The sequence below is a fragment of the Mangrovimonas yunxiaonensis genome, assembly GCF_000733475.1.
Classification (GTDB): Bacteria; Bacteroidota; Bacteroidia; order Flavobacteriales; family Flavobacteriaceae; genus Mangrovimonas; species Mangrovimonas yunxiaonensis.
Genome location: NZ_JPFK01000002.1, coordinates 370,134 through 394,230 on the forward strand (window position 1 = coordinate 370,134; position 24,097 = coordinate 394,230).

Below are 24,097 nucleotides of genomic sequence, written 5' to 3' on the forward strand. Positions count from 1 at the left end.
GAATAATTGCTAACGTAAACCGTTACTAAGCCCTATTCTTCTCCTGAATGCGTCTTACAATTTTGGTTGCCATATTTCTAGGAATAAAGCGTGGCAAGGTTCCTAATATTTTATTCAACCCACCAGGAATAGCCACCGCTTTGCCTTTCTTCATGGCCTTATAACCATAGGCGGCAACATCTTTGGCACTGGCCATATTAAAGGTAATCTTATTTTCTGAAGAGTCACTAGCCACCACCTCTTGAAACGAGGTCTTGGTTGGCCCAGGACACAATGCCGTAACCGTAACGCCCGTGCCTTTTAGCTCGTTAGCAATAGCTTCTGAAAACGATAGAATATACCCTTTGGTAGCATAATACAACGACATTAATGGTCCTGGCTGAAAAGCCGCCAAAGACGACAGGTTTAAAATCATACCCGAACCACGCTTAACCATTCCTTTCAAAAGTAATTTGGTAAGGTGTGTGGTGGTTAAAACATGTAAATTAAGCATTTGCGATTGGCGCTTCCAATCAACTTCATCGAAGGCACCAAAAGCACCAAAACCAGCATTGTTAACCAAAGCATCAATTTGTGTATCACCCAATTCTGAAACAATCTCATCAGAAATATTGACCAAACTTAAGTCTTTAGCCATGATTTGTGCAGACACATGATATGCCGACTCTATTTCCTGTTTCGTTTCCCGAAGCTTATCAGCATCAATATCAACCAAAACTAAATTATAGCGATCTTTGGCGAACAACAAGGCTAGTTCATAGCCCAACCCAGATGCGCCTCCGGTTATTAAAGCTGTTTTACTATTTCCCATCCACATAGTCTTTAAGGTAAGCAAACCGCTCTGTTAGTTTACCATTTTCGGTTATTTTGGCACGTTTTAAAATACCGCGTTCGTCATTATTGAAAAATGCTGGAATCACGTGTTCTAAAAACATCTCGCCAAATCCTTCACTGGCATCTTTAGGCAATTCGCAGGGTAAATTATCGACTGCCATAACCGTTATAGCGCCTTTGGCATTAAAAGTCACTTCACTTTCGGTCTGGGCATCGTACCCATAAAACGGATCTGCAATGGTTGAAGCACGTAACGTAGAAGCCACAGGCCCATCAACATCACAGCTAACATCGGCTATCAAATTGATTCGAAATTCAGGGTGCTTGGCATCGTCCCTAGTGAATAAAAATGGTGCATTATTGCCATAAAAGTGACCTGCTATAAAAAAGTCTGTTTGTTTGGCATAAGGCATAAAATTACTTTCATACCCTGTTGGATCCTTGTAAAACTCCCACTTATCGCCCACGCGACCGTCTTGACGCTTGTTGTATTCCATAACATCAACCCGACAATAAACAGGTTCTGAAAATTCTGAGGTTAAATACAAGGCATCACTAACTTCCTTAACCTTTAAATGATCTAAGATTTCTTTAGCACCTTGGGCTACCTTGCCAGTCCCTGACAATAAAATTTTAATATTTGGAAGCGCAATCTTGTCCAATTCCGCTTTAACTTCATCTAAATCGGCCAAGGTTTCAACTTTAGGCAAATCGAATAAACCTTCTCGCACACCTAGTGCCCTAACACCATTATAAGCACCAACCAAACCGGCATAACGACCAAAACCAATTAAGCGTGCACCACTTTTCTTTACAATGGTTTCGTGGTCATACAACTCGATGTTTTTTTCTAAAACAGCTTGCAACAATTTCCTGTTGTAAGGTTGTTTTTTTATGGTATGCGAAAAGAAAAAGTACTTCTTATTAGGGATTAAGGCCTCGATTGGCACCTCTTTAACCCCAAGCATTACGTCGCAATCTGTAACGTCGCTAGACACTTCAAACCCGCTAGACCTATAAGCATCGTCTGGGAACACCCTAATTTCGGATGACTCTATTTTAAACTGTGCGTCTGGAAAAGCAGCTTGGACGTCCTGCAATTTTTCTGGCGAAAAAACCACGCGTCTATCTGGCGGGTTTTTACGTTCTTTTATAATGGCAAATTTCATATCGCTTAGATTAATTTGGTGCCTGACATTATTTCAACTGGCATAGAATTTGCACGAAAATACACGGATTTAGTGTGTTGCACAACTTTTTTTAGTAACTTCGCCATCCTTTATACGAAAAATTCGTTCATTAACATATTGGGGTCGACTGGTTTTGACAGCGAGATGTATTAACCAGTAAGCACGTCGTGCTATGACATTAACACACGTAACATGTTGTGTCAACTTTTTAAACGGCGAGAATAACTACGCTTTAGCTGCTTAATTCTGAATTATAGTAAGATTTGCCTAGGCGCACAAGGTGCGCAAGCTAAATGTCCTTGAAAAGCCTTGGTTAGTGGCGTTTCGTTTAAGGACATCGTAAAAATTAACCTAGAGCCATTAGCGCTTTGATAGTGGTTCGAAATTTTAAAAGCTAAGTTGTAAGTAGGTTGTTTTTTACCGGCTTACAAACAAAAATTAAGAAAAAACTAAACGTGTAGAAAGCTGCTTGGTACCTTGTTTGGACGAGGGTTCGAATCCCTCCGACTCCACTTTTAAGCCTGTTAAACTTTGTTTTTCAGGCTTTTATTATTTTAGGTGATAATTTAGGTGATATAAGTAAATTATTTAGTCCAAAACCCACGCGAGAGGATTTGCACTATGTGGAAATACTAAATATTAAAAAAGCCTCTCAATTTTTGAGAGGCTTTTTTTTTAATTGGTTGTAATGGGCTTGTCCTTATGCTGCCATTCAGAAATACCGCCATCTAAATCGTAAACCTTAACAAAGCCAGCCTCAATGAGCTTTTCGGCGCAATTGGCACTTCTTCGTCCTGATTTACAATACACAATAACAGGTTTGGTTTTATCTAATTTTAAAAGGTCGCTCTCAAAAGTATCAGAATAATAATCAATGTTCTGGGCATTGGCGATATAGCCTTCTTCGTACTCCTCTGGTGTTCTTACGTCTACCAACTGAACGTCCTCCAACTCTAGAAGTGTTTCCATTTCTTCTGAAGTAACTTCTACAATCTTATCGTGCTTGCTGTTAACACAAGAACTTAAAAATACTGTAAAAAGAATAAGGATAATTCCTGCTTTGTTCATAATTAAATGTGTTCTATCTCGCCTTCCCACTCACTAAATCCGCCAAGAAGGTTACTGGTGTTTTCAAATCCTAATTGGTTCATGATAGCACAAGCTTGACCGCTTCTGTTACCCGAACGACAATAAATATAATAATTTTTAGACTTATCGAGTTTTTCTACTTCGTCTATAAAGCCTTGCCCCATGTAAATATCGATGTGTTTTGAATTGGGAATAATGCCTTCCTCTACCTCTTCGTCTGTTCTTACATCCAAAATAACCGCATTATCATCTTTAGCTAATTGCGCAATCCATTCGTCTTGTGTTAAATCTGCCATGTTTTATGTTTTATTTACAAATTTACGGTTTAAGATGAAAACTATCATAAAAAAAACCGAAGACTTGCTAGCTTCGGTTTTATAAAAAGTGGTTGTTTTTTTCTGGCTTATACCTTTATGGTGCAGCCAATGGCTTTGGTGTGGGTTTCTTTTATGTCGTCTCCTGCTAACAACGCATCAACAGCATGTTCTACATACTTTTGGTTAACAGCAGCGGCATCTTTATAGTTGTCATCAATGGCTCCAATATACTTCACCTGATTTCCTTTTTGGGTTTTCTGCAACACAAAAACGTGTGGGGTTTTTGTTGCCCCATACTGCGGGTAAATCTCTTGATCTTTATCTAACAAATAAGGAAATGTAAAGCCCTTGGCCTTTGCCCTAGCTTGCATGGCCTGCATGTTATCGCCAGGCATAACCGTCGTGTTATTGGGCATAATGGCTATTACGGGATATCCTTTTTTGGCGTACTTTTTATCTAGAGCTATAATTCTGTCCTCATAAGCTACGGCATAGGGGCAGGTGTTGCATGTAAAGATGACGATAAAGCCTTTAGCGTCTTTATAGTTGGATAACGACACGGTATTGCCATCAATATTCTCTAATTTAAAATCGGTTGCCATGTCTCCTACCTTATAGCCTCCTACTCCGTGGTTTGTGGCCGTAAATGTTGAAAACAGCATAATTGTGGTCATGGCTAAAATAGATGCAAGTGCTTTCATTTGGTTTTAGTTTAAAAATGATTTGACTTCGGTTTCTAATGCTTGGTAAGTGAAGGTTTTTTCAAAAAACTGTCTTCGATCCTTATTAAAAATTAAGGTTGCAGGAATGGCTCCAGACCAATCTTCGCTCACCTTCGGAATCCAGGCGTTCATATCGGGGTCATCCAAAGCCACAACCTTAGATTTTAAGTTATGTGCCTTAATAAATGGCTTTAACTTGCTCTCGTACTTATTAGGAAAATCGAGACTCACCAAAAGCAACTCTACATTCTTGTCTTGATAATTAGATTTCAACTTTTCAAAATAAGGCAATTCCTTAACGCAAGGTTTGCACCAAGTGGCCCAAAAATTAACCACATAGGTTTTGTTATCTTGGGTAGATAGTAATGGCTCCAATTCGTTAAAATTGTATACCTCTAGTGTAACCGCTGCATCGTTGGCAACAAGGTCTGCCTCCTGTTTAGCTGTTTTGTCTTCCTTACAACTTACCATTAAAGTAACGGCCAATAAAAATAATAAGTGCTTCATACCTTAAAAGTACTCACTTCTTTTCTATAGGTTTTGTATTTAACAAAACTTTATTGCTTTTAACATTTACAGTACCAGGTAATTATTTTTTTAAACTTTTGAAAAATAAAAATTCATTTCTATATTTGTCCCATATTATTCAAAACAATGAACTTTACTTTAAACAATACTTGGTGGTGGAATTCTCGAAACGCAACTTTCGTGAACTAAACCCTATTGTATTTTTTAACCAAAACAATATAAAGGCTTGTCATTCACGACAAGCCTTTTTTTATTTAAAAAACATGACAACTTTCAACTTATACACCCACTACAAAAAAATTCTGGCAGACACCATTACCCCTGTTAGCATTTATTTAAAAATTAGAGATAAATATCCCAATAGCATTTTGCTGGAAAGTAGCGACTACCACTCTAACAACAACAGCTTCTCTTACATTTGCTGCAACCCAATAGCTACTATAAAAATTCAGGACGAAACAATTACCCAACAGTTTCCAGATGGCAGTAAGCAAGTTACCCCAATATCCCCTAGCACCAAGGTATCGGAAAGCATACACCATTTCACCAAACGGTTTAAAGTGACTACCCAAACCGCATTCAAGTTTATAAACACCGGTGTTTTTGGTTACACAGCCTACGATGCTGTAAGATATTTTGAGAACATAAAAATCACTAAAAAACCCAACAACCAAGGCATTCCAGATATTTTTTATGCTGTTTACAAAAACATCATCGCCATTGACCACCATAAAAATGAAGCCTACATTTTTGCCCATTGCTTGGATAGCGACAACAATAATATTGAGGAATTGCACCAACTTATTAAAACCGAGAACCTCGCTTCATACAACTTTTCAACAGACGGCAATCTGGAATCTAATCTAACAGACGACGATTACAAAAACCAGGTTGCACTAGCTAAAAAGCACTGCGCCCGCGGCGATGTGTTTCAATTGGTATTATCGAAAAAATTCTCTCAACCGTTTAAAGGCGATGAGTTTAATGTTTATCGTGCTTTGAGAAGCATTAACCCATCTCCCTATTTGTTTTATTTTGATTATGGCAATTTCAAAATATTTGGAAGCTCGCCCGAAGCGCAACTTATTGTTAAAGACCATAAAGCAGAAATCCACCCCATTGCCGGGACCTTTAAACGTACGGGCAACGACGAAAAAGATGCTTTACTAGCCAAAACATTGGCACAAGACGACAAAGAAAATAGCGAACACATCATGCTGGTAGACCTAGCAAGAAACGACTTAAGCCGCCACGGAAGCAAGGTTACCGTAGAGACCAACCGAGAGATTCAATTCTTCTCGCACGTTATTCATTTGGTAAGCAAGGTTACAGGAATAAAACACAAAAACTCGACAACCATGGACGTTGTGGCCGATACATTTCCTGCGGGCACTTTAAGTGGCGCACCAAAACATAGGGCCATGCAACTTATTGAAGAATACGAAAAAACAAGCCGTGAGTTTTATGGCGGTGCCATTGGCTTTATGGATTTTGAAGGCAACTTTAATCACGCCATAATGATTAGAACCTTCTTAAGCAAAAACAACAAGCTCCATTGGCAAGCTGGTGCTGGCATTGTTTCAAAATCCAATGCCGATAGCGAATTACAAGAAGTTTATAATAAATTAGGTGCCCTTACAAAAGCCCTTGACTTAGCAAAAACCATTTAAACAACAGCCGTAACGTTAAAACACCATGAAACATATTTTAGTTATTGATAATTACGACAGCTTTACCTACAACCTAGTACACTATTTAGAAGACCTAGATTGTAACGTTACGGTAAAGCGCAACGACCAACTTGCTCTGGAAGAGGTTGAAGATTACGACAAAATCCTACTTTCTCCCGGGCCAGGAGTTCCAGACGAGGCTGGTTTGCTCAAGGCCATTATTGCCACTTATGCTCCTAAAAAAAGCATTCTTGGTATTTGCTTGGGCATGCAAGCCATAGGCGAAGTTTTTGGCGGGTCGCTTATTAACCTTAGCACGGTTTATCACGGCGTTGCAACCACCATTAACATTGTAGCAGACGACCCCATTTTTAAGGACATAGAAAAAACCATTTCGGTAGGGCGCTACCACTCATGGGTGGTAAACAAACAGCTTCCCGAGGTTTTGGAAGCGACTTCTTTTGATAACAATGGCGAGCTAATGTCGTTACGCCACAAAATTTACGACGTAAAAGGGGTACAATTTCATCCCGAATCCATACTAACCCCAAAGGGAAAGCACATACTAAAAAACTGGTTAAACAGCTAGTTACTATTAAAACAAACCGTTGACCTTTTACACAGAAACTTATAATGAAACAAATATTAAACAGGCTTATCAACCACGAAAACATCTCGACAGAAGAAGCCAAACAAGTCCTAGTAAACATCTCTAAGGGCGATTATAACCAAAGTCAAATAGCCGCTTTTCTTACCGTATATTTAATGCGCAGCATTACCGTTGAAGAACTGCAAGGATTTCGAGAAGCGCTTTTAGAACTCTGCATACCTGTTAATGTTAGCGACTACAACACCATAGATCTATGTGGCACCGGGGGCGATGGTAAAAACACCTTTAACATCTCTACACTAGCCTCTTTTATTACAGCCGGCGCCGGGGTTAATGTTACCAAACATGGCAATTACGGCGTGTCATCGGTTTCTGGGTCAAGCAATGTTATGGCGTTTTTCGGTATAAAGTTTAGCCAGGACGAAGCCTTTTTAAAAACCTGTTTAGACAAGGCTAACATTTGTGTGTTGCACGCGCCGCTATTTCATCCGGCCATGAAACATGTAGCGCCCATTAGGCGTGAATTAGGGGTAAAAACCTTTTTTAACATGCTTGGGCCAATGGTAAATCCAGCTTTTCCTAAAAACCAGCTTGTTGGAGTTTTTAATCTGGAACTTTTGCGCCTGTACAGTTACCTTTATCAAAAAACCGATAAAAACTATTGTATTGTTCACGCCATAGATGGTTACGATGAAGTTTCCCTTACAGGAAACACCAAGGTTGTAAAAAACAATGGCGAAACCATTTTAACCCCTTCTCATTTTAATTCTGAAGCGTTAAAGCCTACCGATGTTTACGGCGGAAACTCCATTGAAAGTTCTGCTAAAATATTCAACGACATCCTTTCGGGAAAGGGTACCGAAGCACAAAACAAAGTGGTTTGCGCCAATGCCGCGCTAGCTATTTCAACCGTAAAAAACACGTCTATAGCAGATAGCTACCTTATGGCGCAAGAGTCATTAAAAAGTGGACGGGCCAAAGCCAGTTTCAACACCTTAATCCAACTAAGTCAATGAACATTCTAGACCACATTATTTCTAGCAAACGCAAAGAAGTTGCCCTAAAAAAGCAGCTGATTCCCACATCACAACTAGAGAAATCGGTATTGTTCGAGAGAGAAACCGTTTCGTTAAGCCAAAGGTTAAAAAACAGTCCTTCCGGCATTATCGCCGAACATAAAAGGCGATCCCCTTCAAAATCGGTTATCAATCAATCTTTAAATGTTCAGGATGTTGTCTTAGGTTATGAAAAAGCGGGCGCCTGTGGGGTTTCTGTTTTAACTGATGGCAAATATTTTGGTGGCTCGCTGGACGATTTACTACTAGCCAGAGCTTCTACAACTATACCCTTACTAAGAAAAGAGTTTATTATAGACGAGTACCAAATTGTTGAAGCAAAAGCCTACGGCGCAGATGCCATTTTGCTTATTGCTGCCGTTTTAAGTCGCGAAGCCATAGCGTCGCTTTCTAAAACAGCCCAACAACTAGGGCTTGAAGTTTTATTGGAAGTACACAACCAAGAAGAGCTCAATAAATCGCTAATGCCAAGCCTGGATCTTCTGGGTGTTAACAACCGTGATTTAAAAACATTTAACGTGAGTTTAAATACCAGCAAATCCTTGTCTACACTAATTCCAGATGAGTTTGTAAAAGTTTCGGAAAGTGGCATTAGCGATGTAGTCGCCATTAAGGATTTAAAAACCTACGGCTATCAAGGGTTTTTAATTGGTGAAACCTTTATGAAAACCCCAAACCCAGAACAGAGTGCTGCACAATTTATTAAACAACTGGTATGATGAATTTAAAAATCTGCGGCATGAAATATAACGACAATCTGCTAGAGGCTGCTGCCTTACGCCCCAATTATCTGGGCTTTATTTTCTACGAAAAATCGCAGCGTTATTTTAATGGCACCATTCCTAAACTTCCTAAAAACATAAAAAAAACTGGGGTTTTCGTTAATGCACATAGCAACACCATCAAAACACAAATAACCAAGCACGACTTACAGGCCGTTCAATTACACGGGCAAGAACCGCCCGAATTATGCGCTGCCTTAAAACAAAGCCGTGTTGAAGTGATTAAAGCATTTTCAATAAAAGACACCTTTAATTTCCAGCAACTTGAAGCCTACGAAACTTTTGTCGATTTTTTTCTTTTCGATACTAAAGGGAAACTCCCCGGAGGGAATGGCACAACGTTTAACTGGGAGGTTTTAAAGCATTATCCCGCTACAACACCTTACTTTTTAAGTGGGGGCATTGGGTTAAACAGCATCGAGGCCCTTAACGGCTTTTTAAAACACTCCAGCGCCAAACACTGTTATGGCCTTGACGTAAACAGCCAATTTGAAATTGAGCCTGGTCTTAAAGACATCGAATTACTAAAAACATTTAAACAAAACATGCCAACCGGCACGGGATACGAAAAACGTTAGGAAACACAAAAACCATGAGCTACAACATTAACAGCAAAGGATACTACGGAGAATTTGGCGGCGCCTATATTCCAGAAATGCTCTACCCCAATGTAGAGGAGTTACGCCAAAACTATTTAAACATCATGAGCGATTCAGCCTTTCAAGAAGAGTTTCAGCAGCTCCTTAAAGACTATGTCGGCAGGCCTTCGCCTTTGTATTTTGCCAAACGGCTTTCTAAAGCCTACAACACCAAAATTTACTTAAAACGCGAAGACCTTAATCATACTGGCGCTCATAAAATAAACAATACCATTGGGCAAATTTTAATGGCAAAACGTCTAGGCAAAACACGCATTATTGCCGAAACTGGTGCCGGGCAACACGGTGTGGCCACAGCAACTGTTTGCGCCCTTATGGGCATAACATGTGTGGTTTATATGGGTGAAATAGATATAAAACGTCAAGCTCCAAATGTTGCTAGAATGAAAATGTTAGGCGCCAAGGTAGTTCCTGCAACATCGGGGAGCAAAACCTTGAAAGATGCAACAAACGAAGCCATTAGAGATTGGATAAACAACCCTGTAGACACCCATTATATTATTGGGAGTGTGGTTGGCCCACACCCCTACCCAGACATGGTTGCACGATTTCAAAGTGTTATTTCAGAAGAAATAAAGCAGCAACTTATGACACACGAAAACACCCCCACGCCAGATTATGTGATTGCCTGTGTTGGCGGGGGCAGCAATGCAGCAGGGGCGTATTATCATTTTTTAGAGGACCCTTCGGTTAAGCTTATTGCCGCCGAAGCTGCAGGTCATGGTATTAACTCTGGTAAAAGTGCCGCTACATCTACCTTGGGCCGCGAAGGCATTATTCACGGCAGTAAAACGCTACTTATGCAAACCAAAGATGGACAAATTACCGAGCCGTATTCCATTTCGGCGGGGCTGGATTATCCCGGTATAGGGCCTATGCATGCGCATTTATTCCATTCTGGTCGCGCAGAATTTATTGCAGTTACCGATGATGAAGCCATGAAATCAGGACTAGAGCTTTGCCAGTTAGAGGGTATTATCCCGGCTATTGAAAGCTCGCATGCCCTGGCCGTTTTCAATAAAAAACACTTTAAACCCAACGACATTGTCGTGCTTTGCCTTTCAGGCCGTGGCGACAAAGACCTAGACAACTACATTTCATATTTTAATGTTTAATGCAACAGGATCATGAACAGAATTATCAGTAAATTACAACACAGCAAAAAGCTGCTTTCTATATACATCACGGCAGGCTACCCAACGTTAAAAGACACAACACCCCTAATTGAAAAGCTAGAACAATCTGGAGTAGACATGATTGAAATTGGCCTACCTTTTAGCGACCCCTTGGCCGATGGGCCTACCATTCAAGCCAGTTCTGAACAAGCGTTAAGAAATGGTATGACTACCGAAGTGCTGTTTGAACAGCTTAAAGACATTAGAAAAACGGTTAATATCCCCCTGCTTATTATGGGGTATTTTAACCCCATACTCCAATATGGCGTTGAAGCTTTTTGTAAAAAATGCCAAGACATTGGTATTGATGGCCTTATTATTCCAGACCTCCCAATGGAAGAATATCTGGAGCAATACAAATCTATTTTTGAGGCCCATGGTTTAATTAATGTGTTTTTAATTACCCCACAAACCTCAGAAGCACGCATTCGGTTTATCGATTCGGTTTCCAACGGGTTTATCTATATGGTAAGTTCTGCTGCAACAACGGGGAATACCGCTAGCTTCGGCACCACACAAACAGACTATTTTAAAAGAATTAATCGCATGCAGCTTAATACCCCACAAATAGTTGGTTTTGGAATTAAAGACCATGATTCGTATACCCAAGCAACTACTAATAGTAAAGGCGCCATTATAGGAAGTGCATTTATTACGTTCTTAAACGAATTTGGTATTGAAAAAATAGATACTTTTATCGGTACCATAAGACCGTAATCCATGTTTAAACACGTTAAGTTTGTTGTATTTTTTTTAGTTCTGCTAACCTTAGAGCTTATATGCTCTAGTTTTTTAGCGCTTAACGACTTTCGTTATGTAACCAAACCGCTGCTGTTAACCGCTCTAATTGTATTTTTTAGAAGCAATGCTACACACTTAAACAAAAGCACGGTAACCCTTACATTTTTAGCCTTGGTTTTTTCCTTATTGGGCGATGTTTTTTTATTGTTTCAAGAGCACTCACACCTCTTTTTTATCTTGGGGTTACTCGCTTTTTTAATAGCTCATATACTATATGTTTTAGTGTTTTCTAAAACATCGACCTCCTTATTAAACGCGCGGTATGTTTTAATAGCTTTAGTAGCCTACGCCTTGCTTTTATTCAACCTATTAAAGGACAACTTAAACGAAATGCTTATTCCGGTTATCGCCTACATGCTGGTTATTTTAAGCATGGCTACCTATGCCTATTTAAGAAAAGGACAAGTAAGCAGCCAAAGTTTTGTTTTGGTCTTTACAGGAGCCCTTCTTTTTTTAATTTCAGACAGTATTCTAGCATTAAATAAATTTTACAAACCCATGCCCCTTGCCAATTTAAGCATTATGCTAACCTACGGTTTAGCACAACTTTTAATTGTATTGGGCATTTTACAACAAGGAGAGCATTTAAATTTAAATTTAAATTTAAATCAAAATAAAAAATAAGCTGTAAACGTGTAACAAGTTGCCGTTTTTGGCTACAAATAGCTTTAGAACACCAACCAAAACATTGAACAAATCTTTAGAACATAATTTTGTTGAACTGCTGGAAGAGCATCAAAATATTGTGCATAAAGTATGTAGGCTTTATACCAACGACCAAGCATCGCACAAGGATCTTTTTCAGGAAATTACCATACAACTTTGGAAAGCCTACCCCAAGTTTCGTGGCGATTCGAAATTTAGCACCTGGATGTATCGCGTTGCTCTAAATACAGCCATAACACTGTATAGGAAGTCAACCCGAAAAATAAAGACCCAAGAGTTCGATACCGTTCAATTTAAAATTAAAACAGAAGAGTACGACCAAACCGAAGAGGTGCAATTAAAACTTATGTACCAAGCCATACACGAGCTAAACGATATTGAAAAAGCTTTGGTTCTACTCTATTTGGAAGATAAAAATTACAGCGAGATTAGTGATACTTTAGGAATTTCTGAAGTGAATGCCAGAGTGAAAATGAATCGTGTGAAAAAGAAATTAAAAACCATTTTAAATCCGTGAGATTATGGATGAATTGGAGTTATTGAAAAAAGACTGGAAAGCCAACGAAGAATACCCTAAGGTATCTTACGATGAGATATATAGCATGATCCTTAAACGATCTTCTTCTATCGTGAAGTGGATTTTTATAATAAGCCTTCTAGAATTTATTTTCTGGAGTGTTATTGCCGTGTTTTTAAAAGACACCGAGAACATGAAACGCTTTGAGGAGTTAGATACTAATGCCATCATGATTCCGTTGGCGGTTCTTGGTTACGCCATTTTGGTGTATTTTTTCTACCTGTTTTTTAGGAATTACAAACGCATTTCGGCTACAGACAATGCCAAAGTGCTTATGGAAAACATTTTAAAAACCAGAAAGACCGTTAAACATTATGTTGCCTTTAACCTTATTTACCTTGTTGTTTCGGTGATTGTGGTGCTTTGTATAGAGTTTAAAATGGACCAACAACTTATCTCACAGGTAAACCAAGCAGCAGCAAACGGAGAAGCTTTTAAGCTTTATGCCGGCATTATAATTGCTACCCTATTAATTCTTGTTGCTGTTATAGGCGTGTTACTGCTGTTCTATTGGTTGGTTTACGGCATTTTATTAAAACGCCTTAATAAAAACTACAAAGAGCTAAAGCACCTGAACATTTAGTCTTACCACTCGCGTTTTTTATTGAGCTTTTCCTGCTCTTCCAACACCTCTTGTGGAATAACTTTTAAAAACGAAGGGTGTTGCTCTATGGCATATTCTATTTTTTCTACAATCTGCTCGTTGGTTTCGTTATCATAATCAATGCTTAAGGGCGCTTTAATTTCCATGGTTTGCAGAATGTTCTTCTTTTTTACCCGAAGGCCCTTTTTATCGAACGACCGTCTAAACCCATCTATAACAATAGGTACCACCACAGGCTTGTATTGCTTTATTATATGGGCTGTTCCTTTTCTTATAGGTTTAAAAGGAGTGGTAGTGCCTTGCGGAAATGTAATAACCCATCCATCATCTAGTGCTCTTTTAATGTTCGTAATATCACTCATTTTAACTTGGCGGTTAACCTGCTTTCCTGCCGAACGCCATGTGCGCTCTATAGGAATGGCTCCGGCATACGCCAATATTTTTGGCAACAATCCGGCACGCATGGTTTCTTTGGCAGCGATATAATAAATATTCAACTTAGGGTTCCACAGATAACCAATATTTTTAATATTGTCGTCGCGGTTGCTTAAGCTTGCATTAAACACATGGAACATGGCCACCACATCGGCAAAGTAAGTTTGGTGGTTAGAAATAAAAAGCACATTGGTATCTGGCAGGTTTCGCAACACATCAGACCCTTCAATTTGCAGCTCGTTAAAGCCTCTAAAACGCCTATGCGATATGGCGCCCATAATTCTAATAAGCCACTTTTTTAGAAAAAGTATATGTCCAAAAGGATTTTTCTTAAATAATCCCATAAAGTTTGTTCGAAATTTTTTAGAACTACAAAAGTAATAAAACTTCGCCTTACAGGGCTTGTTTTAGCAGATCTTTGATTTCGCTCAACATCATTGCTGTTGCACCCCAAACAATATGGCCATTTAAACTAAAGGCTGGCACCACCACATCCTTCTTATAAGATGTGGTTACTTTTTTGTTCACCACATTGTCGGGGTTTAAAAAATCGTATAACGATACGTGTATAATTTCCTCAACCTCATCGTCTTGCTTCATGAACACAGGCGTTTTTTTGGTAACGCCTATAAACGGGTGGACAAAAAAATTGCTCGGCGGGATGTAAACCTTGGTCAATGCTCTTAACACCTCGACGTATTTTTTAGACACGCCCACTTCTTCTTCGGTTTCCCTTAAAGCAGCACTCGCCATCGAGTCGTCAAACATTTCCAACTTTCCCCCAGGAAACCCAATTTGGGCCGAGTGAACCCCACGGTATGTTTTTCTTAAGATTAAAACCAGCTTGGTATGCTTGTTCTCATCTGGATAAAACAACGCCATAACCGCTGCTTTCCTTGCTGTTTTCATCTCTTCTTTTTGCTGGGCCTGCAATGCCTCCCGAAATGGTGGGGACATTTTAAATTGCGATGGTTCTGCTGGAAGGGGTATATTTTTTATTTTTGGAATTGAATATAAAAAAACACTGAAATCCATTCGTTAATTCCGTTAGTCTGAATTGATATCTTATAAAGCTTTACAATGAAAAAAATTAGCCTTATTTTTCTTTTTGCCTTACTTTTAGTAAACTGTGAAAACAATAAAAATAAACCTTCTGCGCCTAAGAACAAAACTAAAACAGAGAAAAAAAAGGAAGTCACCAAAAACACCCCCGAAGCACCTCAACGGGAATTCCCTTTATTGAATGATGAAAACGCCATGGAGTTTTTCCTTCAATACGAAAAAGAAAATAAGGAAAACAAGGTGCGAATTACAACCGATTTTGGCGATATTGACATCCTATTGTTTAATGAAACCAAGTTTCACAGAGCCAATTTTATTTTTCTTACTAAGCAGCAGTACTTCGACAATACCCAGTTTTACCGCATAGTAAACAACTTTATTATTCAGGGTGGCAGTACAGACGACAGAGCAATCATGCGCAAACGCAACGATATTGGAAAATACCTGCTTCCTCCCGACACCAAAAGAGGGTTTAAACACGATAGAGGTGTTATTAGCATGCCCAGTAGCGAAATAGATAACCCTTATAAACTGGCCTCGCCTTACGAGTTTTTTATTGTTCAGCAACAGGGCGGCGCCCACCATTTAGATGGCGATTATACCATTTTTGGAAAAGTAATAAAAGGCATGGAGGTGGTTGATGAAATTGCCAAACAAAAAACCGACGACAGCGAATGGCCCCTACACAACATTTATATTCAGAAAATAAGGCTTATTGACTAATCTCTATAAATACTAGGCAGGCTAATTTTAAATTTAACTGCCAAGAGCCTTATAGCGATAACAACGGCTCCAGAAATAACAAAAATAACATTCTCCTTTATGGGGAAATAATGCAACATAAAATACGTTGCACCACCAATTATACATGCCGTAGCATAAATTTCCTTTCTAAAAATAACGGGAATCTCGTTACTTAAAATATCTCTTGTAACGCCACCAAAACAGGCTGTCATGGTACCTAAAGCCACACATATAATAGGGTGCAACCCTACAGACAGTCCTTTCTCTACACCCACAACGGTATACAGGCCAATGCCTATTGTATCGAATAAAAACAACGATGTACGCAAATAATTTATATGCCTTCTAAGCAGTATGGCAGAAACCGTAGATCCTATAATAACATAAACATAGGTCATGTTGGTCATCCAGGTAACTGGTGTTTGGCCAATAAGCACATCGCGCAATGTACCACCACCTGCGGCAGTAACGAAGGCAATAATGAGCACCCCAAACGGGTCCATTCTTTTTTCCAACGCGACCAAAACACCAGATATGGCAAAGGCAATGGTCCCTAATATGTCTAAAAACTGAAAAAACATTACATGGTTTGAGTATAGTAATTATAATCTTTTATAACCGTAGAAACAAAATCTACAGGTTTTTCTTTAGGCTCTACTTGCATGACACGCTTTAGCCTTTTGTACAAAGCTAACACAACATTATGCTCGCCATTACTTATAGCTTTTTTGTACAGCCCTTTAACCGTTTGCATTTCATGGTCGGTAAAAACCGTTACTTGGCTGTAAGTGGGCACATAATTATCTGGCACATCCTGCATTACTGTATCGTGAATGGAAATTTTTGCCTTTTCGCTTATTACTGTTGTGCCTGCAGCTATATCGCCTACCCGCTGCCCATTGCCTTTAATTAAAATGGTTAGTACCGCAATTCCGCCCGAAGAAATAGAAATATCTATAACGCGCAACAACCAGCGCAACAGATAATCTGTGAAACCAGGTTTGGAACCATCTAATTTTACAACTCGAGTTTTAACCGCATACTTTCCTATGGTCTTCCCGTCCCAAAACGTTTCAAACAAAACAGGGTAAATAAATGCAGGCAGAGACAACAGTAAATAAATGGCCCAAGAGTCTTCTAGAGTAATATCCATCGCCATTAAAACAACAATTATAATTAAGGTGTAAGCAAAAACAACCACGCCATCTATAAGATAGCCCAAAATGCGGTCGCCAAGATGGGCTACGTTCTGTTTAATCCCTATATTTTGGGCGGTTTCAATTTGAAATTCTTCCATATTTTCTTTTCTTTGAAAGCAAATTCCCATAGATGCGAGAAGCAGCTTTCGTTAGGCAAAATAAAGATAAATGGTTAAAATTTGAAAGGCTTCTTTCAAATAAAACCAGCATGCCTCCTAACGAACTCTCCAATCTGTATATTGAAGTTACAGACCACCTAAGCTACGCCAAAACATTTTACCCTGATAGTCAAACAGCCAATTACCTAAATCAATTGGCATCGCAAGCGCACCAAAACATTTACAAGACGAAAAAGACCTCTAAAAATCGGGTTATCGCCTTTTTTAAAACCGAGTTTCCCTACGAGTTTTACAACTACCAACGCGAACTTTTAATTGCATTTTTGGTTTTCGCCCTTTTTGCTATTGTTGGCGCTTTTTCGGCGGCCAACGAAGGCGACTTTGTCAGGTCATTTTTAGGAGATGGGTATGTAAACATGACACTAAATAACATTAAAAAAGGCGACCCCATGGCCGTGTATAAACAGCAAGGCGAGTTTAACATGTTTCTTGGCATTACGCTTAACAACATTAAAGTTGCCCTTATGGCTTTTGCCTACGGCATATTACTTGGCGTAGGCACGCTTTTTATCATGCTTCAAAACGGGGTCATGCTAGGGAGTTTTCAGTATTTTTTTTACGAGCAAGGACTGCTTTGGGAGTCTGCCAGAACCATCTGGATTCATGGCACCATAGAAATATCGGTGATTATTATTGCTGGTTGTTCTGGTTTGGTTTTAGGCAACGGCCTTTTGTTTCCCGGCACCTACACTAGGCTAGAGGCTTTTAAACGCGGAGTTAAAAACGGGCTAAAAATCTTAATTAGCACCATTCCCTTTTTTATTATTGCCGGCTTTTTAGAAGGCTTTGTAACCAGACATACCGAAATGCCCGATTGGTTAGCCATTTTAATTATTTGTGGCTCGTTGGCCCTCATTATATTTTATTACATTATTTACCCCAGACAGTTACATAAAAAACAAATGACCCTTAATTATGAAACAGCTTATCGAATTTAAAAAACGTCGTGAACTAGGTGATATTTTAGGTGATAGTTTTGGTTTTATCAGGCAAGAGTTTTCGCCTTTTTTTAAACTTATCCTACACATTTGCGCCCCTTATTTGGTGCTGTTCTTGGTATCGTTTTCGTTTTACCTATATGCCTCTGGTGGTGTTCTGGATTTTCAATTAGGAGAAACAGAGCTTCCTACCAATCTTGGCTTAATGTTTTTAGCGCTTGGCCTTTTTGTTGTAACCGGTGCTGTAACCTACATTTATGCAAACACCGCCGTAATTCACTACATTAAATCCTACATCGATAACCGTGGGCATGTTAACGCTATAGAGGTTAAACAGCATGTAAAAGATACTTTTTGGGGGTTTGCTGGGCTAAGTGTTTTAAAGTGGGTCACGCTTATTATTGCCATGATGCTTTGCCTTTTACCCGTGTTTTATTTTATGGTTCCTATGTTTGTGGTGTTTAGCATTTATGTTTTCGAAAACAAAAATGCTTCCGATGCCTATAGCTACAGCTACACCTTAATTAAGGAGGACTTTTGGGGAACTTGGGTCACCATTTTTGTGCTTGGTTTAATTATTAGCGTTGCGGGCTATGCCTTTAGCTTGCCTGCCGGCATCTACAGTTTAATTAAAACCGGAATATTTTCGGGCGAGATAGACCCCGCAACCATGAACGAATCGTTTACAGACCCCATTTACATTGTACTTAACCTATTCAGTTACTTGTTTAAGTTTATTCTAAATCTTGTTTTAACCGTAGGCGGCGTATTTGTATATTTCAATTTAAACGAAAAGAAAAACTTTACTGGAACAATGGAACGCATCGATTCTATTGGAAAAAATGCTTAATACTGTGCTTAAAACCCTTGTGCTCTTTTTTGGTTTGTTTTCTGTTTTGGCTTTTGGCCAAGCAGATTCGCTTACCGTGGTTTACGACCACACCAAAAACCAGCTTTGGGAAATCTCACAAGACGACCTTAACACCTATAAGGAAAACCCCGCGTTTAATTACGAAGAAAGCACCGCAGGACCCAACATTTTTAACAAGATTATCAATTGGGCCAAAAACATCCTGCTTAAAATCTTGGAGTTTATTTTTGGGGTTGAAAAAGCGACAGGCATACTACAACTCATTCTAAAGGCCCTGCCCTACCTCCTCCTTGGCATTTTATTATACACCCTTATAAAACTGTTTATTAACTACAGCCAAAAACAACCTGTTGGTGCCCTTAAAAAAACCGGAAGTGTGACACTCTCTAACGAAGAGCACATTATAAAAAATGAAGATATTGAAGCTTTAATCTCAAAAGCCATACACCAAAACAATTACCGCTTGGCCATAAGGTATTACTATTTGCTTACATTAAAGTATTTAACCGAAAAAGAGCTTATACACTGGCAACAGCAAAAAACAAATACCGATTACCTTGCGGAACTAGAACCTACCTCCTTAAAGCCTGGTTTTGCCGAAGCCACACATATATACGACTATGTTTGGTATGGTGAGTTTAATGTAGAGGAAGCCAAATTTAATACGCTAAAAACCATTTTTGAACAATTAAATAATACCATAAAATCACTTTGACAAAACGCATAAAGACATATTTGATTTTAACGGTTATAATCTTGCTTTCCATTATAGCGTACGAGTACGTTAAACCCAAAGAAATTAACTGGTACCCGTCTTATGCCAAGCATCATAAAATGCCTTTTGGCACGTATGTTTTTAACGAGCAAATACAAAAGTTTGCTCCAGATGTTAAAAACACCTTTACCCCACCATACAAATACCTCGAGCAAAACCCAGACATGACAGGCACCTATGTGTTTATAAACGATGCTTTGGAATTTGACAGCACAGAAACCGAAAAGCTTTTAGAGTGGGCTAGTAAAGGTAATACCTTGTTTATCGCTGCCGAAAATTTTTCCAGAACCCTTTTAGACACTCTCAACTTAGAAACTGCTGTTGTAAGCAACATTAACAACCTTAAAAATGTTTATTCGCTTCAAATAAAAAACAAGCACCTCTCCCAGAATCTTGTTCATTTTAACAAAGCCAGCCACATGACTGCCTTTAAAACAATCGACACCCTAAATACTTCGGTTATTGGGGTTGTAGACAACAAAACCAATACTGTTTCAACATTAAAAGAAGCCCATATAAACATTATAAAATATCCCTTCGGAAAAGGACAAATTATACTAAGTGCCTTCCCGCAGGCCTTTACAAACTATTTTATTTTAAAAGAGCAAAATAGCCGCTATACCGCTAGTTTAATATCATATTTAAATAAGAACAAGACCATTTTTCTGGACAACCACTACAAAACGGGCAAAACATTTTATACCTCCCCATTGTATGTTTTTTTAAACAACAAACCGCTTAAATGGGCGTATTATACCATGCTTATAGGAGTATTGATTTATGTGCTTTTCGAAGGCAAACGAAAACAACGTGCCATACCCGTAATACCACCGCTTAAAAACCAAACCATAGCTTTTACGCAAACGGTAGCTAATATGTACCTAAACAAAGGTGATCATAAACTTCTTGCCAATCAGAAAATCAAGCATTTTATGGATTACATTAGGCTACAATTTAATTTGCCTACCACCACCATCGATCACACATTCCTTAAGCATTTAGCCAGCAGGAGCAACAACACCCTTGAAGATACCTTAGCCCTTTTTAAAGCTATAGAGACCTTACAAGACAAACAACATATTACACAAACAGAATTGGAAACTATTAGTAAAAGAATAGACTCCTTCAAACATAAAAACACATGGAAAACGACAACCTAGCATTCAACGACAGAATATCCCTAACCGAGTTAAAACAAGCTGTTGATGATATTAAGGCCGAATTGGGCAACGTTATTATTGGTCAAGAAACGTTTATCGAGCTACTTATCGTTGCCTTGTTGGCCGATGGCCATGTTTTAATTGAAGGCGTGCCGGGAATTGCCAAAACCGTTACGGCAAAACTGTTTGCAAAATCGTTAAAAACCAATTTTAGCCGCATACAGTTTACCCCCGATTTAATGCCTAGCGACGTATTGGGAACATCTATTTTTAACACAAAAATCTCCGATTTCGAGTTTAAACGAGGCCCTATTTTTTCCAACATTGTTTTAATTGATGAAATTAACCGTGCGCCAGCCAAAACTCAAGCCGCCCTGTTCGAAACCATGGAAGAGCGCCAAGCAACAATAGATGGCACTACCTACAGCCTGGCGCCTCCCTTTATGGTTTTGGCCACCCAAAACCCCATAGAGCAAGAAGGCACCTATGCCTTGCCCGAAGCGCAATTAGACCGGTTTATCTTTAAAATAAAGGTCGATTACCCCTCGCTAGAAGAAGAAATAAAAATAATTGAAACCCACCACAACCGCAAAGGCCAGAAACCGCAAACCTTAGTTTCGGGTATTTTAGACACCGAGAAACTTACCGAGTACAAAACAAAAATTCAGCACATTGTTGTAGAAAAGAAAATCATCAATTATATCGCAGAAATTGTTCAAAAAACAAGAAACCACCCACACCTGTATTTAGGAGGTTCGCCAAGGGCATCGCTAGCCATACTAAACACCGCCAAAGCCTTTGCTGCTATAAACGGCCGGGATTTTGTTATGCCAGAAGATGTAAAAAAAGCCCTTAAACCCATATTAAACCATAGAATTATCCTTACACCAGAACGCGAAATGGAAGGCGTAACCACAGAGCACGTTATCGATATGATTATACAATCTGTAGAAATCCCGAGATAAAAGTAGGATATGGCCTTTTTAAAATCGCTTTACATACACGCTAATTTTTACTACTACCTGGCCCTTGTTGCCCTATGTTTTTTATTGGCCTTTTGGGCACCTATTTTCTATGCCGTAGCCTGGATTGGCGTTGTTGTTGTAAGTGCGCTATTGCTATCCGATTTACTTGCCATTTACAACCCCAAAAAAAACATAGTTGCTGGCAGACTGCTTCCAGAGCGCTTTTCTAATAGCGATAAAAACCCCGTATCTATAACCATAAAAAACAATTATGGACTAAAGGTCTATCTTGAGGTTATTGACGAGCTTCCTATGCAACTTCAAAAACGCGATTTTTTGCATAACGTTACTTTACCTGCCTTTGGCCAATATAATTTCGATTATTTTGTAAGGCCCGTAGAGCGTGGCGAGTACACTTTTGGTAACCTGAACATTTATGTTTTCAGTCCGTTAAAAATTGTAAAACGCAAATACCAATTCCAGAATGCACAAATGGTAAAGGTTTACCCTTCTTTTATTCAAATGCAGAAATACGACTTTCTTGCCATAAGCCATAATTTAACTGCTCTAGGCATGAAAAAAATTAGGCGTATTGGCCACACCCAAGAATTTGAACAAATTAAGGAGTATGTTCCGGGAGACGATTTTAGAACCATAAACTGGAAAGCGACCGCCAAAAAAAGCCATTTGATGGTTAACCAGTATCAAGATGAAAAATCGCAACCCATTTACTCGGTTATCGATACGGGACGTGTTATGAAAATGCCCTTTGAAGGCCTAAAACTATTGGATTATGCCATAAACAGTACGTTGGCATTTAGTAATGTTGCGCTAAAAAAGCACGATAAGGTTGGCATGGTGTCCTTTTCTAAAACCATAGAATCTTTTATTCCGCCAGTAAACAAACTCACCCATCTTAACCAAATTATAGAAACCCTTTACAACATAAATACCCAGTTTCACGATAGCGATTTTGGCAACCTTTACGCGCATTTAAAACGAAAAGCCCCCCATAGAGGTTTAATGATGTTATACACCAACTTCGAACACATTAGCGCTTTAAAGCGCCAACTGCCTTATTTGTTAGCCATATCGAAACAGCATTTACTGGTCGTTGTCATGTTTGAAAACACAGAGCTCTCCAAGCTTGTCCTTCAAGATGCAGAGGCTATTGAAACCATTTATCAGAAAACCATAGCCGAAAAGTTTCAATACGAAAAAAGACTTATGGCCAAAGAGCTTAACAAGCACGGCATTCAAACCATTTTAACCCCGCCAGAAAAGCTCACCATAAACACCATCAATAAATATTTAGAAATTAAAGCTAGAGGCCTATTACAATAGGGCATAACAACTTATCGGGGTAAAACAACAATTCGGTAAGTTATCTTTTTACCGGTCTTAAATTCTTAGGACTTTTACAGTGTTATTAATTGAAAAACACCTGTATTATGAAAACATTAGCCATTGTTTTAACCACCTTACTCACTTCATTTTTTTGTACATCCCAAACCCTTCCCTACACCACTAAAACTTACACCGTTACCATAAAGATTGCCAACGTGCTAAATGCTAAAGGGCATATTTTAATTGGTTTGCACAACCAAAATACATTTATGAAAACCAAAGGAATTCAAAATGTAAAATTAAAAGCAGAAGGAGATACCGTTTTGGCTACTTTACCCAACCTTAAGCCCGGCAGTTATGCCATTATGGTTTTACATGACCAGAACGACAACAACCGCATGGATTTTGATACTTCGGGCATGCCTTTAGAACCTTATGGTATGAGCAACAATCCCATGCTATTTGGGCCACCAACATTTCATGATGCGCAATTTGAAATCACCAATAAAAACCTAGAGGTAACCATTAGGTTTTAAACTACAAAAGCCCGGCGCCTATTAAGGTGCCAGACTTTCTCTATCAATCAAAAATCAATCAAATGATTATACGGTTTCGCCCAACCAAGCTTTCATCATCCAAACGGTTTTTTCCTGCTCGGTAATAAAGTCGCTCATCATGGCGTTGGTACCCTCATCATCAACTTCACCAGACTTGTTTAAAATTGCCCGCTCAATTTTTAAAAGTTCAGACAACGAATCAACAATCAGCCTTACGGCTTTTTCGTCTTGCGAAATGTTTTTTCCTACAGGAACGCGCCCTGCCTTAGTGTAATCTTCAAATGTATGAAGCGGCGTTCCGCCTAAGGTTAAAATACGCTCGGCAACCTCATCTACCTTTATATTGGCATCGGTATATAGCTCTTCAAACTTGGCATGAAGGTCAAAAAAAGCTTTGCCTTTAATGTTCCAATGAATGCCTCTTAAGTTTTGATAATATAGCTGAAAATTCGCCAACAAGGTGTTTAAATCGTTTGCTAAAGCCTTGGTTTCGTTTTTATTTAATCCTATGGTATTTAATGTCATAATATTGGGTTTTATTTATTTACTACAAATTTAACCTATT

The 24,097-nt window shown here is 38.9% G+C and carries 29 protein-coding genes and 1 other RNA gene; 19 read left to right on the forward strand and 11 right to left on the reverse strand.

The features are described from left to right. Positions 1-25: 25 nt before the first annotated feature. Positions 26-811, reverse strand: a complete 786-nt coding sequence (locus tag IA57_RS01765; protein ID WP_084176701.1) for an SDR family NAD(P)-dependent oxidoreductase — start codon at positions 809-811, stop codon at positions 26-28. Further along, entirely contained in the window at positions 801-2,003 is a 1,203-nt protein-coding gene (locus IA57_RS01770; RefSeq protein WP_036118450.1) for an NAD(P)-dependent oxidoreductase, read from the reverse strand. Before IA57_RS01770 ends, IA57_RS01765 begins: the two co-directional genes overlap by 11 nt. Before the next feature lie 140 nt (positions 2,004-2,143). On the opposite strand from IA57_RS01770, the gene ssrA reads away from it, so the two are divergent. After that, positions 2,144-2,539, forward strand: a transfer-messenger RNA (tmRNA) gene (ssrA, locus tag IA57_RS12450). A 160-nt stretch (positions 2,540-2,699) separates the two neighbouring features. On the opposite strand, the gene IA57_RS01775 is transcribed toward ssrA, so the two are convergent. The 4 genes from IA57_RS01775 to IA57_RS01790 form a co-directional block, all read right to left on the reverse strand. Further along, a complete protein-coding gene (locus IA57_RS01775) occupies positions 2,700-3,092 on the reverse strand; it encodes a rhodanese-like domain-containing protein (RefSeq protein WP_036118452.1) in 393 nt (130 codons plus the stop codon). Between the two features lie 2 nt (positions 3,093-3,094). Continuing rightward, the gene (locus IA57_RS01780; RefSeq protein WP_036118454.1) at positions 3,095-3,409 is read right to left on the reverse strand and encodes a rhodanese-like domain-containing protein; all 315 of its coding nucleotides are present in this window, start codon (positions 3,407-3,409) and stop codon (positions 3,095-3,097) included. Between the two features lie 107 nt (positions 3,410-3,516). Then, complete coding sequence (locus IA57_RS01785; RefSeq protein ID WP_036118457.1) at positions 3,517-4,131, reverse strand: thioredoxin family protein; 615 nt, start codon at positions 4,129-4,131, stop codon at positions 3,517-3,519. 6 nt (positions 4,132-4,137) lie between these two features. After that, a complete protein-coding gene (locus tag IA57_RS01790; protein ID WP_036118460.1) occupies positions 4,138-4,659 on the reverse strand; it encodes a redoxin domain-containing protein in 522 nt (173 codons plus the stop codon). A gap of 284 nt (positions 4,660-4,943) precedes the next feature. Here IA57_RS01790 and IA57_RS01795 point away from each other — a divergent pair, with 284 nt between their 5' ends. The 10 genes from IA57_RS01795 to IA57_RS01840 all read left to right on the forward strand — a co-directional run bounded on the left by IA57_RS01795 (position 4,944) and on the right by IA57_RS01840 (position 13,279). Beyond that, on the forward strand, positions 4,944-6,350 hold the full coding sequence (locus tag IA57_RS01795; protein ID WP_036118727.1) for an anthranilate synthase component I family protein: 1,407 nt from the start codon (positions 4,944-4,946) through the stop codon (positions 6,348-6,350). Positions 6,351-6,375: 25 nt separating this feature from the next. Next, positions 6,376-6,939: an anthranilate synthase component II gene (locus IA57_RS01800; RefSeq protein WP_036118463.1), complete on the forward strand. Its 564-nt coding sequence runs from the start codon at positions 6,376-6,378 to the stop codon at positions 6,937-6,939. 44 nt (positions 6,940-6,983) lie between these two features. Then, positions 6,984-7,976 carry an anthranilate phosphoribosyltransferase gene (gene trpD, locus IA57_RS01805; protein ID WP_036118466.1) on the forward strand — a complete coding sequence of 331 codons (993 nt, stop codon included), beginning with the start codon at positions 6,984-6,986 and terminating at the stop codon, positions 7,974-7,976. Beyond that, positions 7,973-8,755: an indole-3-glycerol phosphate synthase TrpC gene (gene trpC / locus IA57_RS01810; protein WP_036118470.1), complete on the forward strand. Its 783-nt coding sequence runs from the start codon at positions 7,973-7,975 to the stop codon at positions 8,753-8,755. The genes trpD and trpC overlap by 4 nt, the downstream gene beginning before the upstream one ends. Continuing rightward, complete coding sequence (locus tag IA57_RS01815) at positions 8,752-9,396, forward strand: phosphoribosylanthranilate isomerase (protein ID WP_308418509.1); 645 nt, start codon at positions 8,752-8,754, stop codon at positions 9,394-9,396. Before trpC ends, IA57_RS01815 begins: the two co-directional genes overlap by 4 nt. A gap of 14 nt (positions 9,397-9,410) precedes the next feature. Further along, positions 9,411-10,592, forward strand: coding sequence for a tryptophan synthase subunit beta (trpB, locus tag IA57_RS01820; protein ID WP_036118476.1), 1,182 nt, complete (start codon positions 9,411-9,413; stop codon positions 10,590-10,592). Positions 10,593-10,604: 12 nt separating this feature from the next. Beyond that, on the forward strand, positions 10,605-11,369 hold the full coding sequence (trpA, locus tag IA57_RS01825; RefSeq protein WP_036118479.1) for a tryptophan synthase subunit alpha: 765 nt from the start codon (positions 10,605-10,607) through the stop codon (positions 11,367-11,369). A 3-nt stretch (positions 11,370-11,372) separates the two neighbouring features. Further along, positions 11,373-12,077: a lysoplasmalogenase gene (locus tag IA57_RS01830; RefSeq protein WP_051880941.1), complete on the forward strand. Its 705-nt coding sequence runs from the start codon at positions 11,373-11,375 to the stop codon at positions 12,075-12,077. Between the two features lie 64 nt (positions 12,078-12,141). Then, entirely contained in the window at positions 12,142-12,636 is a 495-nt protein-coding gene (locus tag IA57_RS01835; RefSeq protein ID WP_036118735.1) for an RNA polymerase sigma factor, read from the forward strand. Between the two features lie 4 nt (positions 12,637-12,640). After that, positions 12,641-13,279, forward strand: a complete 639-nt coding sequence (locus IA57_RS01840) for a hypothetical protein (RefSeq protein ID WP_036118481.1) — start codon at positions 12,641-12,643, stop codon at positions 13,277-13,279. Between the two features lie 2 nt (positions 13,280-13,281). On the opposite strand, the gene IA57_RS01845 is transcribed toward IA57_RS01840, so the two are convergent. Both IA57_RS01845 and IA57_RS01850 read right to left on the reverse strand, forming a co-directional pair. Beyond that, positions 13,282-14,079 (reverse strand): lysophospholipid acyltransferase family protein, encoded by a 798-nt coding sequence (locus IA57_RS01845; protein WP_036118484.1) that lies wholly within the window; start codon positions 14,077-14,079, stop codon positions 13,282-13,284. Between the two features lie 49 nt (positions 14,080-14,128). After that, a complete protein-coding gene (locus tag IA57_RS01850; RefSeq protein WP_308418510.1) occupies positions 14,129-14,692 on the reverse strand; it encodes an NUDIX hydrolase in 564 nt (187 codons plus the stop codon). A 123-nt stretch (positions 14,693-14,815) separates the two neighbouring features. Here IA57_RS01850 and IA57_RS01855 point away from each other — a divergent pair, with 123 nt between their 5' ends. Continuing rightward, entirely contained in the window at positions 14,816-15,520 is a 705-nt protein-coding gene (locus IA57_RS01855) for a peptidylprolyl isomerase (RefSeq protein WP_036118488.1), read from the forward strand. Here the strand turns inward: IA57_RS01855 and IA57_RS01860 are convergent. Both IA57_RS01860 and IA57_RS01865 read right to left on the reverse strand, forming a co-directional pair. After that, on the reverse strand, positions 15,517-16,122 hold the full coding sequence (locus tag IA57_RS01860; RefSeq protein WP_036118491.1) for a trimeric intracellular cation channel family protein: 606 nt from the start codon (positions 16,120-16,122) through the stop codon (positions 15,517-15,519). The genes IA57_RS01855 and IA57_RS01860 overlap by 4 nt on opposite strands. Then, positions 16,122-16,838 carry an RDD family protein gene (locus IA57_RS01865; RefSeq protein ID WP_036118737.1) on the reverse strand — a complete coding sequence of 239 codons (717 nt, stop codon included), beginning with the start codon at positions 16,836-16,838 and terminating at the stop codon, positions 16,122-16,124. Before IA57_RS01865 ends, IA57_RS01860 begins: the two co-directional genes overlap by 1 nt. 32 nt (positions 16,839-16,870) lie before the next feature. Between IA57_RS01865 and IA57_RS01870 the strand changes: the two genes are divergently transcribed. The 7 genes from IA57_RS01870 to IA57_RS01900 all read left to right on the forward strand — a co-directional run bounded on the left by IA57_RS01870 (position 16,871) and on the right by IA57_RS01900 (position 23,511). Beyond that, the gene (locus IA57_RS01870) at positions 16,871-17,857 is read left to right on the forward strand and encodes a stage II sporulation protein M (protein WP_036118494.1); all 987 of its coding nucleotides are present in this window, start codon (positions 16,871-16,873) and stop codon (positions 17,855-17,857) included. Beyond that, the gene (locus IA57_RS01875; protein ID WP_036118498.1) at positions 17,835-18,707 is read left to right on the forward strand and encodes a hypothetical protein; all 873 of its coding nucleotides are present in this window, start codon (positions 17,835-17,837) and stop codon (positions 18,705-18,707) included. The genes IA57_RS01870 and IA57_RS01875 overlap by 23 nt, the downstream gene beginning before the upstream one ends. Next, entirely contained in the window at positions 18,700-19,443 is a 744-nt protein-coding gene (locus IA57_RS01880; protein WP_036118740.1) for a DUF4129 domain-containing protein, read from the forward strand. The genes IA57_RS01875 and IA57_RS01880 overlap by 8 nt, the downstream gene beginning before the upstream one ends. Further along, positions 19,440-20,663 (forward strand): DUF4350 domain-containing protein, encoded by a 1,224-nt coding sequence (locus IA57_RS01885; protein ID WP_036118501.1) that lies wholly within the window; start codon positions 19,440-19,442, stop codon positions 20,661-20,663. Before IA57_RS01880 ends, IA57_RS01885 begins: the two co-directional genes overlap by 4 nt. Next, entirely contained in the window at positions 20,645-21,628 is a 984-nt protein-coding gene (locus IA57_RS01890) for an AAA family ATPase (protein WP_036118505.1), read from the forward strand. Before IA57_RS01885 ends, IA57_RS01890 begins: the two co-directional genes overlap by 19 nt. Positions 21,629-21,637: 9 nt before the next feature. Beyond that, complete coding sequence (locus IA57_RS01895) at positions 21,638-22,972, forward strand: DUF58 domain-containing protein (RefSeq protein ID WP_036118508.1); 1,335 nt, start codon at positions 21,638-21,640, stop codon at positions 22,970-22,972. Positions 22,973-23,079: 107 nt separating this feature from the next. Then, positions 23,080-23,511, forward strand: a complete 432-nt coding sequence (locus IA57_RS01900) for a DUF2141 domain-containing protein (protein WP_036118510.1) — start codon at positions 23,080-23,082, stop codon at positions 23,509-23,511. A gap of 66 nt (positions 23,512-23,577) precedes the next feature. Here IA57_RS01900 and IA57_RS01905 read toward each other — a convergent pair whose 3' ends face one another. Continuing rightward, a complete protein-coding gene (locus IA57_RS01905; RefSeq protein ID WP_036118513.1) occupies positions 23,578-24,057 on the reverse strand; it encodes a Dps family protein in 480 nt (159 codons plus the stop codon). Between the last annotated feature and the right edge of the window lie 40 nt (positions 24,058-24,097).

Excerpts from the sequence above, each read along its gene's own strand:
- IA57_RS01765 (WP_084176701.1), bottom strand. The coding sequence starts at position 811 with ATGGGAAATAGTAAAACAGCTTTAATAACCGGAGGCGCATCTGGGTTG.
- IA57_RS01770 (WP_036118450.1), bottom strand. The coding sequence starts at position 2,003 with ATGAAATTTGCCATTATAAAAGAACGTAAAAACCCGCCAGATAGACGC.
- IA57_RS01775 (WP_036118452.1), bottom strand. The coding sequence starts at position 3,092 with ATGAACAAAGCAGGAATTATCCTTATTCTTTTTACAGTATTTTTAAGT.
- IA57_RS01780 (WP_036118454.1), bottom strand. The coding sequence starts at position 3,409 with ATGGCAGATTTAACACAAGACGAATGGATTGCGCAATTAGCTAAAGAT.
- IA57_RS01785 (WP_036118457.1), bottom strand. The coding sequence starts at position 4,131 with ATGAAAGCACTTGCATCTATTTTAGCCATGACCACAATTATGCTGTTT.
- IA57_RS01790 (WP_036118460.1), bottom strand. The coding sequence starts at position 4,659 with ATGAAGCACTTATTATTTTTATTGGCCGTTACTTTAATGGTAAGTTGT.
- IA57_RS01795 (WP_036118727.1), top strand. The coding sequence starts at position 4,944 with ATGACAACTTTCAACTTATACACCCACTACAAAAAAATTCTGGCAGAC.
- IA57_RS01800 (WP_036118463.1), top strand. The coding sequence starts at position 6,376 with ATGAAACATATTTTAGTTATTGATAATTACGACAGCTTTACCTACAAC.
- trpD (WP_036118466.1), top strand. The coding sequence starts at position 6,984 with ATGAAACAAATATTAAACAGGCTTATCAACCACGAAAACATCTCGACA.
- trpC (WP_036118470.1), top strand. The coding sequence starts at position 7,973 with ATGAACATTCTAGACCACATTATTTCTAGCAAACGCAAAGAAGTTGCC.
- IA57_RS01815 (WP_308418509.1), top strand. The coding sequence starts at position 8,752 with ATGATGAATTTAAAAATCTGCGGCATGAAATATAACGACAATCTGCTA.
- trpB (WP_036118476.1), top strand. The coding sequence starts at position 9,411 with ATGAGCTACAACATTAACAGCAAAGGATACTACGGAGAATTTGGCGGC.
- trpA (WP_036118479.1), top strand. The coding sequence starts at position 10,605 with ATGAACAGAATTATCAGTAAATTACAACACAGCAAAAAGCTGCTTTCT.
- IA57_RS01830 (WP_051880941.1), top strand. The coding sequence starts at position 11,373 with ATGTTTAAACACGTTAAGTTTGTTGTATTTTTTTTAGTTCTGCTAACC.
- IA57_RS01840 (WP_036118481.1), top strand. The coding sequence starts at position 12,641 with ATGGATGAATTGGAGTTATTGAAAAAAGACTGGAAAGCCAACGAAGAA.
- IA57_RS01845 (WP_036118484.1), bottom strand. The coding sequence starts at position 14,079 with ATGGGATTATTTAAGAAAAATCCTTTTGGACATATACTTTTTCTAAAA.
- IA57_RS01850 (WP_308418510.1), bottom strand. The coding sequence starts at position 14,692 with ATGTCCCCACCATTTCGGGAGGCATTGCAGGCCCAGCAAAAAGAAGAG.
- IA57_RS01855 (WP_036118488.1), top strand. The coding sequence starts at position 14,816 with ATGAAAAAAATTAGCCTTATTTTTCTTTTTGCCTTACTTTTAGTAAAC.
- IA57_RS01860 (WP_036118491.1), bottom strand. The coding sequence starts at position 16,122 with ATGTTTTTTCAGTTTTTAGACATATTAGGGACCATTGCCTTTGCCATA.
- IA57_RS01865 (WP_036118737.1), bottom strand. The coding sequence starts at position 16,838 with ATGGAAGAATTTCAAATTGAAACCGCCCAAAATATAGGGATTAAACAG.
- IA57_RS01870 (WP_036118494.1), top strand. The coding sequence starts at position 16,871 with ATGCGAGAAGCAGCTTTCGTTAGGCAAAATAAAGATAAATGGTTAAAA.
- IA57_RS01875 (WP_036118498.1), top strand. The coding sequence starts at position 17,835 with ATGAAACAGCTTATCGAATTTAAAAAACGTCGTGAACTAGGTGATATT.
- IA57_RS01880 (WP_036118740.1), top strand. The coding sequence starts at position 18,700 with ATGCTTAATACTGTGCTTAAAACCCTTGTGCTCTTTTTTGGTTTGTTT.
- IA57_RS01890 (WP_036118505.1), top strand. The coding sequence starts at position 20,645 with ATGGAAAACGACAACCTAGCATTCAACGACAGAATATCCCTAACCGAG.
- IA57_RS01895 (WP_036118508.1), top strand. The coding sequence starts at position 21,638 with ATGGCCTTTTTAAAATCGCTTTACATACACGCTAATTTTTACTACTAC.
- IA57_RS01900 (WP_036118510.1), top strand. The coding sequence starts at position 23,080 with ATGAAAACATTAGCCATTGTTTTAACCACCTTACTCACTTCATTTTTT.
- IA57_RS01905 (WP_036118513.1), bottom strand. The coding sequence starts at position 24,057 with ATGACATTAAATACCATAGGATTAAATAAAAACGAAACCAAGGCTTTA.